The 1,328-nt window shown below is 75.0% G+C and carries 2 protein-coding genes; both read left to right on the top strand.

Annotated features, from left to right (window positions below; genetic code table 11):
- Nucleotides 1-105 precede the first annotated feature (105 nt).
- Nucleotides 106-396 (top strand): hypothetical protein, encoded by a 291-nt coding sequence (locus B1400_RS09810; RefSeq protein WP_162288215.1) that lies wholly within the window; start codon nt 106-108, stop codon nt 394-396.
- A partial coding sequence (locus tag B1400_RS09555) for a WhiB family transcriptional regulator (RefSeq protein ID WP_162288214.1) occupies nt 393-1,328 on the top strand: 936 nt, incomplete at its 3' end. The genes B1400_RS09810 and B1400_RS09555, both read left to right, overlap by 4 nt.

Genomic DNA, 1,328 nt, shown 5'->3' with positions numbered 1-1,328 from the left:
GGCGGCCCGGGAGAAGGCCCGCGTCCAGCAAGAGATCGCGGCCGAACGCGCCCGCCGTGGCGGATCGATGTTCATCGGCGCCCGCGAACGTCGGGGAGGTGCGGCATGAACGCGCTCATGCACGTATGGCTGCGGCTGACCCTGCCGGCGCTGTCGGCCGAACTGCGCTACGGGCGGCGCATCCTCGCGCGTCTGGACGGGCCGTGCGATCCCGGCGAGGCCGGGGTGCTGCGCCTCATGGCGCGCGGCGCGTACGAGACGATCGACCGGCTGCTGGCGGACGTGACGGCCGGCTACCCGAGCGCCGGCCCGTTGGGCAGGCGCGCGATCGGCGCCGTGGAGGCGTACACGTCGCGCGTCCTGCGCCGGCTGCGCGAGCAAGGCGGCGCGTCGTGAAGGGCGTGTGCTCGGGGCTGCATCCGCGCATCCAGGACTACATGTGGGGCCCCGACCGGCTCAACGACCCCGCCCGGCAGCGGGCGTTGACGGCCGCCGCGCAGGTGCTGTGCGACATGTGCCCCATCCGCTCGGCCTGTCTGGCGGAAGCGATCGGCGCGGACGACCAATACGGCGTGTTCGGCGGGCTGACGGTCAAAGGCCGTCGCGTGCTCGCCCGGTTCGCCCAGGCCGAGGGCGTCGTGCCCGACGGCGGCGAGCTGTCGCGCAGCAGGTTCGTCGCGTGGCTCGACATGCATCCCGAGGCGATCGACCAGGCCCGCATCGTGCAGGCCGAACACCGTCGCGGCGAACGCGGCGACCGGCGCAGCCGCGCCCTCGAGGCGTTGGGCGGCAGGGCGCGCACGGTCGCGTTCCTGTCCGCGCTCTCGGGGGCGGGCAAGACCGTCAGCGTGGTGTGCACCGCGTGGGCGTTGTCGTCGGGCGGCGCGCCGGTGCGCGTGGTCGACATGGCCCCCGACGGGCATCTGTGCGCGTGGGCGACGCAGGCGGCGCGGTCGGGGCGCACGTTGCCGTTCGACGTGGTCGACGCGGTGGCCTTCGAGGAGTCCGGCGCCGGCCACGACGGGGGATGGACGCTGCTGGACGCGCCGCACGGCGCCTGCCGGGGCACACGTCGCGCCCTGGAATGCGCGAGCCTGGCGATCCTGGTGTCGCGCACGGACGAGGAATCGCTCAAAGCGACCTGGCAGATGAGCCACCACCTCGCCGTGGCGTCGTCCGTGCTCATCGCCGACGCCGCGGACCGTCGCGAGGGCGAACGCGCGCAGGCCTGGCTCGACGAACACCGCCTCGCGCACACCGTGGCGGCCATCGGCCACGACGACGGGCTCGCCGCCCTGCCCGAACCGGGGGAGCGGCCGCCGGCCGGC

The sequence above is a fragment of the Bifidobacterium italicum genome (assembly GCF_002286915.1).
Classification (GTDB): Bacteria; Actinomycetota; Actinomycetes; order Actinomycetales; family Bifidobacteriaceae; genus Bifidobacterium; species Bifidobacterium italicum.
The sequence above is the reverse complement of the archived record's forward strand: the minus strand, read 5'-3'. Positions and strand labels throughout refer to the sequence as shown.

Coding starts and splice junctions, on each gene's coding strand:
- B1400_RS09810 (WP_162288215.1), top strand. CDS start 106: ATGAACGCGCTCATGCACGTATGGCTGCGGCTGACCCTGCCGGCGCTG.